The organism is Streptomyces sp. NPDC056580, assembly GCF_042793175.1.
Classification (GTDB): domain Bacteria; phylum Actinomycetota; class Actinomycetes; order Streptomycetales; family Streptomycetaceae; genus Streptomyces.
In genome coordinates, this window is sequence record NZ_JBHTVE010000013.1 from 264587 (window position 1) to 272863 (window position 8277).

6 protein-coding genes are annotated in these 8277 nt (G+C 73.0%); 2 read left to right on the forward strand and 4 right to left on the reverse strand.

The window, feature by feature from the left end; translation table 11 throughout:
- Positions 1–5: 5 nt before the first annotated feature.
- Positions 6–2366: a TIM-barrel domain-containing protein gene (locus ACFQ9Z_RS28425; RefSeq protein WP_383024767.1), complete on the reverse strand. Its 2361-nt coding sequence runs from the start codon at positions 2364–2366 to the stop codon at positions 6–8.
- A 212-nt stretch (positions 2367–2578) separates the two neighbouring features.
- Here ACFQ9Z_RS28425 and ACFQ9Z_RS28430 point away from each other — a divergent pair, with 212 nt between their 5' ends.
- A complete protein-coding gene (locus tag ACFQ9Z_RS28430) occupies positions 2579–4546 on the forward strand; it encodes an acetoacetate--CoA ligase (protein ID WP_383024770.1) in 1968 nt (655 codons plus the stop codon).
- Between the two features lie 154 nt (positions 4547–4700).
- Positions 4701–5594: a hypothetical protein gene (locus tag ACFQ9Z_RS28435; RefSeq protein WP_383024773.1), complete on the forward strand. Its 894-nt coding sequence runs from the start codon at positions 4701–4703 to the stop codon at positions 5592–5594.
- Between the two features lie 70 nt (positions 5595–5664).
- On the opposite strand, the gene ptsP is transcribed toward ACFQ9Z_RS28435, so the two are convergent.
- The 3 genes from ptsP to ACFQ9Z_RS28450 form a co-directional block, all read right to left on the reverse strand.
- Complete coding sequence (ptsP, locus tag ACFQ9Z_RS28440) at positions 5665–7335, reverse strand: phosphoenolpyruvate--protein phosphotransferase (protein WP_383024777.1); 1671 nt, start codon at positions 7333–7335, stop codon at positions 5665–5667.
- A gap of 75 nt (positions 7336–7410) precedes the next feature.
- Complete coding sequence (locus ACFQ9Z_RS28445; protein ID WP_383024780.1) at positions 7411–7860, reverse strand: PTS glucose transporter subunit IIA; 450 nt, start codon at positions 7858–7860, stop codon at positions 7411–7413.
- Between the two features lie 237 nt (positions 7861–8097).
- On the reverse strand, positions 8098–8277 hold a 180-nt coding region (locus tag ACFQ9Z_RS28450; protein ID WP_383024782.1), incomplete at its 5' end, for a hypothetical protein.

Consider the following 8277-nt stretch of genomic DNA (forward strand, 5'->3'; position numbering starts at 1 on the left):
CCCGCTCAGCCGAGCCCCCGTACGCGTACCCGGTGCGGCGGCTCGGCCGCCCCGTCCTCCCGCTCCCGGGTCACCACCACCCGCCGGCCCTGCCGGCGGGCCGCATAACGCTCGATCTCCGGCTCGGCCCAGCCGTCGCCCGCGTCCTGGACGACCAGCCCGCCCCCGGCCCGCCCCTGGACCGGCGCCCACACCTCCAGTTCGAGCACGCCGTCCTCACCCCGCACCGGAACGACCGCTCCCGCGCGCGCGAGCACCGGTATCCGCGACAGCGGCGTGTCCAGACGGACCCGCCCCGGCCCCTCGAACGCCTCCTCCGTCACCGTGTCGTACCAGCGGCCCCGCGGCAGCCGCACCGTACGCCCTTCGCTGCCGGGGCCGAGGACCGGCGCCACCAGCAGATGGTCCCCGAGCAGGAACGCGTCCTCGCAGTCGCGCAGCGCGCGGTCCTCGGGCGCCCCCCACCACAACGGCCGCACATAGGGCGCGCCGGTGCGCCGCGCCAGGTACGCCAGCGTCACGAAGTACGGCAGCAGACGCCGGCGCTCCAGCAGCGCCCCGCGCGCGTGCCGCAGCACCTCGGCACCGGACTCCCACGGCTCCCCGCCCCCCGTCGGCGGCCCGGAGTGCGTCCGGAACAACGGCAGGTACGCACCGAGCTGGAGCCGGCGCAGATACAGCTCGGGCGAAGGGCCGCCGTCGCAGCCGCCCACGTCCGGCCCCGAGTAGGGCACCCCGCACAGTCCCATCCCCAGCACCAGCGACAGCGCGGCCCGCAGCCCCGGCCAGCCCGGCGCCACCTCGCCGGACCAGGCGCCGCCGTAGCGCTGCATGCCCGCCCAGCCGGACCGGGAGGACAGGAACGGCCGCTCCTGGGGCGACAGCTCGCGCAGCCCCTCGTAACCCGCCCTGGCCATGCACAGGGCGTACACGTTGTGCGCCTCGCGGTGGTCGCCGCCGCGTCCTTCGACGGCGTGCCGGGCCGAGCGCGGCAGCGTCGTCTCACCGAAGGCGCTGAACGACGTGGGCTCGTTCATGTCGTGCCAGAACCCCGCGAAGCCCTGACCCAGCCGCTCCTCGTACAGGCCGCCCCACCACTTGCGCACGCGCGCGTGCGTGAAGTCCGGGAAGACCGACTCGCCGGCCCGCACCTCGCCCCGGACCGTCCGCCCCGCACCGTCGCGCACGAACGCGTCCAGGGCCGAACCGCTGTCGTACACCGCGCCGCCGGGCGCGGCCCTCACCGCCGGGCCGACGGCCGACACCAGCCGGATGCCGTCCCGGCGCAGTTCCTCGGCGAGCACCGGCAGCTCGGGGAACCGCTCCTGGCCGACGGTGAACACCTGATGGCCGTCCTGGTGCCCGGCGTCCAGGTGGACGGCGTCCAGCGGCAGATCCCGCTCCTGATGGGCCGTGACGGTCCGGCGCACCTCCTGCTCACCGCCCGACCCCCGCCGCAGGTGCTGGTGGCCGAGTGCCCACGCCGGCGGCAGCGCGGGCGCCCCGGTCAGCGCGGCCCAGGTGAGCAGCACGCGCGCGGGCGTGCCCACCATCACCCAGCAGCGCAGCGGCCCGCCGTCCATGCGCAGCTCGCAGCGTCCCGCCCGGTCGTGTCCGGACCCGGCGCCCTCCTCGCCCTCCCGCAAGGTCACCGTGCCGTCCCACGTGTTGTCGTGGAACATCAGATGGGTCGCCGCGTCCGCGACCACCATCTGCACCGGCATCGTCACGTGCAGCGGATCGTCCCCCGGACCGAACGCACGACCCGGATCGGCGTTCCACAGCCGGTAGGTGCCGTCGCGCAGCCGCGGACCCGCCGCGCGCCCGCCGAGGCCGAAGAACCGGGCGTCCGCCGCCACCTCGGACCGCTGCAGCCACCGCCCGGCGCCCCCGCCGACCGGTTCCCACCACCGCGGCGGCATCTCGCGCCGCAGCACCACACCGCCCGGAGTGCACACCTCGAGCGCCCCGTGCCGCGAGACGACGACCGTCACCCGCTCGGCCACCACCCGCCAGCCGCCGTCCTTGTCCGGCTCCAGCACGGCCCGCGGATCGGGCTCCGGACACGCTCCTGCGAGCGCGTACGACGGTGCCGGGCCCGCCCCGTCCCAGCCCCAGAACACGGCCCCGCTGACGGTCACGGTGATCCGCAGCTCGGACCGGCCGAACCGGATCAGACCGCCCCCGGGCCCCGGCTCCGCCCCCTGCACCAGCCCGGGGACACGCGCACGCTCCGCCCCCCGCGGGGGCAGCCCGGCGGCGTCGATCCGCCGCCGGCGCCATGCCGCCCGCACGGTACGAAACCCCTGAGCCGCCCGCCCCGAACCGCCAACACTCACCGAACGCACCAGGTCACGACCGTCCATGCTGTTCACCCTGCCACTGAACGCCCCACGCGCGCGTGTCGTTCAACTGCCGTTCACCCGTGCCCGGGCCACATCTTCACGACACGGACTATGTGGGGCCCACCCTGGTGCAGAAGTCGATCACATGGCATCGTCCGTGTCAGCCGCGTCACGCGCACACCCCAGCCCGTGCGCGGACCGACGCACACGAAGCGCACAGCCCGGGAGCCCCCATGTCGACAGCGAACCCCCAGCCGCTCTGGCAGCCCGATCCCGAGCGGATCGCCCAGGCCCGCATCACCGAGTTCCAGGCCTGGGCCGCCGAGTACCACGGCGCCCCGGCCGAGGGTGGGTACCCCGCGCTGCACCAGTGGTCCGTGGAGCAGCTCGACACGTTCTGGAAGGCCGTCACCGAGTGGTTCGACGTCCGCTTCTCGGCCCCTTACGCGCGCGTGCTCGGCGACCGCACCATGCCCGGCGCCGAATGGTTCCCCGGCGCCACCCTCAACTACGCCGAGCACGCCCTGCGCGCCGCTGCCGCCCGCCCGGACGAGCCGGCCCTGCTGTACGTCGACGAGACCCACGAACCACGCCCGGTGACCTGGGCGGAGCTGCGCCGGCAGGTGGGCTCCCTCGCCGCCGAACTCCGTGCCCTCGGCGTCCGCCCCGGCGACCGGGTCAGCGGATACCTCCCGAACATCCCCGAAGCCGTGGCCGCCCTCCTGGCCACGGCCGCCGTGGGCGCCGTGTGGACCTCCTGCGCCCCCGACTTCGGCGCCCGCAGCGTCCTCGACCGCTTCCAGCAGGTCGAACCCGTCGTCCTGTTCACCGTCGACGGCTACCGCTACGGCGGCAAGGAGCACGACCGCCGCGAGACCGTCGCCGAACTGCGCCGGGAACTGCCCACCCTGCGCGCCGTCGTCCACATCCCGCTCCTCGGCACCGAGGCGCCCGAGGGCGCCCTGGAGTGGTCTGCGCTGACGGCCGCCGAGACCGAGCCCGTCTTCGAACAGGTCCCCTTCGGCCATCCGCTGTGGGTCCTGTACTCCTCCGGGACCACCGGCCTGCCCAAGGCCATCGTCCAGTCCCAGGGCGGCATCCTGGTGGAGCACCTCAAACAGCTCGGCCTGCACTGCGACCTCGGCCCCGGGGACCGCTTCTTCTGGTACACCTCGACCGGCTGGATGATGTGGAACTTCCTCGTCTCCGGCCTGCTCACGGGCACGACGATCGTCCTCTACGACGGCAGTCCCGGCTACCCGGACACCGGCGCCCAGTGGCGCGTCGCCGAACGCACCGGAGCCACCCTCTTCGGCACCTCCGCCGCCTACGTCATGGCCTGCCGCAAGGCAGGCGTGCACCCCTCCCGTGACTTCGACCTCTCCCGCGTCCAGTGCGTCGCCACCACCGGCTCGCCGCTGCCCCCGGACGGCTTCCGCTGGCTGCACGACGAGGTACGCGACGACCTGTGGATCGCCTCCGTCAGCGGCGGCACGGACGTCTGCTCCTGCTTCGCCGGAGCCGTACCCACCCTGCCCGTCTACACCGGCGAACTCCAGGCGCCCGGCCTCGGCACCGACCTGCGGTCCTGGGACCCGAGCGGCAGCCCCCTCGTCGACGAGGTGGGCGAGCTGGTCGTCACCAACCCCATGCCGTCCATGCCGATCCACTTCTGGAACGACCCCGACGGCCGCCGCTACCACGACAGCTACTTCGACACCTACCCGGGCGCCTGGCGGCACGGCGACTGGATCACCGTCACCTCACGCGGATCGGTGATCATCCACGGGCGCTCCGACTCCACCCTCAACCGGCAGGGCGTCCGCATGGGCTCGGCCGACATCTACGAGGTGGTCGAAAGGCTGCCCGAGATCAAGGAATCCCTCGTCATCGGCATCGAACAGCCCGACGGGGGCTACTGGATGCCGCTCTTCGTCCACCTGGCACCGGACGCCGTCCTCGACGAGGCACTCCTGGGCCGCATCAAGCAGGCCATCCGCGAACAGCTCTCGCCGCGCCACGTCCCCGACGAGGTCATCGCGGTCCCCGGCATCCCGCACACGCTCACCGGCAAGCGCATCGAGGTACCGGTCAAGCGCCTTCTCCAGGGCACCCCCCTCGAGAAGGCCGTCAACCCCGGCTCCATCGACGACCTCACGCTGCTGGGCTTCTACGAGGAACTGGCCCGCAAGCGCGCCTGACCCGCCCTCGCGAACGGCCCCGGACCGCCCGGCACACCGGCGAGGTCCGAGGCCGGGCGCCTCCGTCCCCCGGCCGGCCGCCCCGTCACGGCCCGTTGTCAGTGCCCCTGATTACTGTGAGTGAGCACTGATCGACCGCGCACTTGGGGGAAACATGGCGCACACCGACCAGCGGACCATGCGACGCGTCCTGCGCCGCGAGATCGCCGGCACCATCGGCCTGCTCACCGACGAGCACGACTTCCGCGCCATGCGGCGCTACCGGAGCTTCGTCTTCGACGACCACACCGCCTACCTGCAACAAGTGGAATCCCTGCTGAAAACCCGGGCGGCCCAGGGCGGACACACCACGCTGGCCCTCTTCGACCCCGAGGACTACGCCGTGTTCTGCGCGGAGACCGGCCTCGACCCGGAGGCACCCGCCAGCCGCACCCGGTTCACCGCACGACTGGCGGCCACCGGCCCCACCATCCCCTACGACGGCCGTCCCCTCACCGCACTCCTGCCCGACCTCGTCGACGAAGCCGTTCGACAGGCCACCTGGGAGTACGCGACCACCCTCCTGACCCGCCTCGGCCCCTGCGCCACCTGCGGGGAGGACATCGGCCGCGCCGCCTTCACCCGCGCCTCCGGCCTCGTCGCCCGCATCCTCGACACCGCCCCGCCCGGCGACCGCCACCTCGTCTGCAGCGTCTCCGCGCCGGCGGAAACCCTCGTCGCCGTCCTGCACGCCGACCACGACGCCGCGGGCGCCGTCGGACTCGACGAAGCGGAGGTCCTGGAGTTCACCAGCGTCCTGGCACTCGGCCTGGCCACCGGCCGCCCCGGCGGCCTGGTCATGCGCGTCACCTCTCCCGGCACGGCCGACCGCGTGCACGGCTGGCGACTGCGCGCGGGCGCCCTCGTGCCGCTGAGCGCCGCAGAGGTCTTCGACGCCTACTGCACCGACGCCGAATCCGGCGACATCATCAGCCCCGAACCGGACGTCGACTACTGCGCACCGCCCGACCTCGGACAGGAGGACGCGCCACCGGAACACCGCCACTGAACGCGCCAGGGGCGCCCCACCCGAAGGCGGGACGCCCCTGAACCGGTCAACCACTGTCAGCCGGGCCCGGCTACTCCCCGGACAGCACCGCCTGCGCCGCGCTGCGGGCCTCCGCCGCGCTGTCCGCCGCCCGCGCTGCCGCGGCGGCCCGCTCGCACTGCGCCAGCGTGTACTTCGCGAGCGTCGCCCGGACGTACGGGAGCGACGCCGCACCCATGGACAGGGAGGTGACACCCAGACCGGTCAGCACACAGGCCAGCAGCGGATCGGACGCGGCCTCGCCGCACACACCGCAGCTCTTGCCCTCGGCCTTGGCCGCCTCGGCGGACAGCGCCACCAGGTCGAGCAGCGCCGGCTGCCAAGGGTCCTGGAGCCGGGACACCGCACCCACCTGACGGTCAGCGGCGAAGGTGTACTGCGCGAGGTCATTGGTCCCCAGCGAGAGGAACTCGACCTCCTGCAGGATGGAGCGCGCCCGCAGCGCCGCGGACGGGATCTCCACCATCGCGCCGAACTTCGCCCGCAGCCCCGCCTCCCGGCAGGCGTCCGCGAACGCCCTGGCATCCGTACGGTCCGCCACCATGGGCGCCATGACCTCGAGGTAGACCGGCAGGCCCTCCGCGGCCCTGGCCAACGCGGTCAGCTGGGTGCGCAGCACGTCGGGATGGTCGAGGAGCGTCCGCAGACCCCGCACGCCCAGCGCGGGGTTCGGCTCGTCCGCGGGAGTCAGGAACTCCAGCGGCTTGTCCGCGCCCGCGTCCAGCACCCGCACGACCACACGGCCTTCGGGGAACGCCTCCAGCACCTGCCGGTAGGCCTCCACCTGCTTCTCCTCGGACGGCGCGTTCTTGCTGTCGTCCAGGAACAGGAACTCCGTGCGGAACAGACCGACACCCTCGGCCCCCGCCTCCACGGCGGCCGGCACGTCAGCCGGCCCGCCGACATTGGCCAGCAGCGGCATCTTGTGCCCGTCGGCCGTGGCACCCGGACCGGTGGAAGCGGCCAGCGCGGCCTTGCGCTCGGCGGCCGCCGACTCCATCTGCGCCTTCTTACCGGCGCTCGGGTTCACGAAGACCTCACCGGTGCTGCCGTCGACGGCGACCGTCGTGCCCTCGGCCAGTTCTCCGGCGCCCGGCAGGGCCACGACGGCCGGAACGCCCAGGGCGCGGGCCAGGATGGCGCTGTGGCTGGTCGGCCCGCCCTCCTCGGTGACGAAACCCAGCACGAGGGCGGGGTCGAGCAGCGCGGTGTCCGCGGGCGCCAGATCGCGGGCCACCAGCACATAGGGCTGGTCGCTGTCCGGAACGCCCGGCATCGGCACGCCGAGCAGCCGGGCGACGATACGGTTCCGCACGTCATCGAGGTCGGCCACGCGCCCGGCGAGGTACTCCCCGGCACCGGCCAGCAGCTCGCGGTACGAGGCGAAGGCGTCGTACACGGCACGCTCCGCCGTGCTTCCGACGGCGATTCGCCGCTCCACGTCCGCCATCAGCTCGGGATCCTGGGCCATCATGGCCTGCGCCTCGAGCACCGCCTGGGCCTCGCCGCCGGCCAGGTTGCCGCGCGCCGTCAGATCGGCTGCCACGGCGTCCACCGCCTGACGGGCCCGGCCCTGCTCGCGTGCGGCCTCACCCGCGGCTATCTGCTTGGCCGGCGGCTCGAGCACCGCCGTCCCCATGTGCCGGACCTCGCCGATCGCCACACCGTGGCTGACGCCGACGCCTCGCAGCGTTGTCTCCATCTCACCGTCTCCGATACTGCGGCGGGGCCGCCGCCGCGGTGGTCGTCCTGTACGCCGCCGGCCGGCGGCCTGCCGTCAGTTCCAGGAGAAAAGGCTGTCGCCGGCCTTCACGTCACCGCTGTCCCGCACGTCGGAGAGGGACTCGGCGGTCGCTTCGAGCGCCACGACGGGGCACACGGGGGACTTGCCCGCCGCTTCCACGGCGGCCGGGTCCCAGCGCACGATGCTCTGCCCGCGCGTCACGGTGTCGCCCTTGCCCACGAGCAGCTCGAAGCCCTCGCCGTTGAGCTGAACGGTGTCGATGCCGAGGTGGGTCAGCACCCCGTGCCCGCTCGCGTCGACCACGACGAACGCGTGCGGGTGCAGGGAGACGACGACGCCGTCCACCGGTGCCACGGCCTCGGAGGGCTCACGCACGGGGTCGATCGCGGTACCCGGGCCGACCATGGCCCCGGAGAAGACCGGATCCGGCACTTCGGCCAGTCCGATGGCCCGTCCGGCGAGAGGGGACGTCACGGTGGTCATGGGAAGCCTCCCAGGAGTGGAGCTGCAGGTAGGGCCGTCACTGCTTGTCCCGTGAACGGCGCGCTGAGCAGCAGCGTATGCCAAAGGAAGTGACGGTTCCGTACGGAACCTACCAGCTAGTGGTCTAGACCACCAACACTGTCGATTTGCATGCCCTCCGAGACCCCGTGTACTGTCGTACCCCTGCCTGGGGCGGTGCGACGCGAAAGTGTCGCGGCCCGGCAGCAACCAAACTGGTCAGATCCTTTTCTCAGGGTCGCTTCCGCATGTCTGCGGGAGGGTGGTCTGAGAGCCGGAAAAACACTGATAGAGTTTGGAACATCGAAGGGAAGCGCCCGGAGGAAAGCCCGAGAGGGTGAGTACAAAGGAAGCGACCGTTCCTTGAGAACTCAACAGCGTGCCAAAAATCAACGCCAG

Coding starts and splice junctions, on each gene's coding strand:
- ACFQ9Z_RS28445 (WP_383024780.1), bottom strand. CDS start 7,860: ATGACCACCGTGACGTCCCCTCTCGCCGGACGGGCCATCGGACTGGCC.
- ACFQ9Z_RS28425 (WP_383024767.1), bottom strand. CDS start 2,366: ATGGACGGTCGTGACCTGGTGCGTTCGGTGAGTGTTGGCGGTTCGGGG.
- ACFQ9Z_RS28435 (WP_383024773.1), top strand. CDS start 4,701: ATGGCGCACACCGACCAGCGGACCATGCGACGCGTCCTGCGCCGCGAG.
- ptsP (WP_383024777.1), bottom strand. CDS start 7,335: ATGGAGACAACGCTGCGAGGCGTCGGCGTCAGCCACGGTGTGGCGATC.
- ACFQ9Z_RS28430 (WP_383024770.1), top strand. CDS start 2,579: ATGTCGACAGCGAACCCCCAGCCGCTCTGGCAGCCCGATCCCGAGCGG.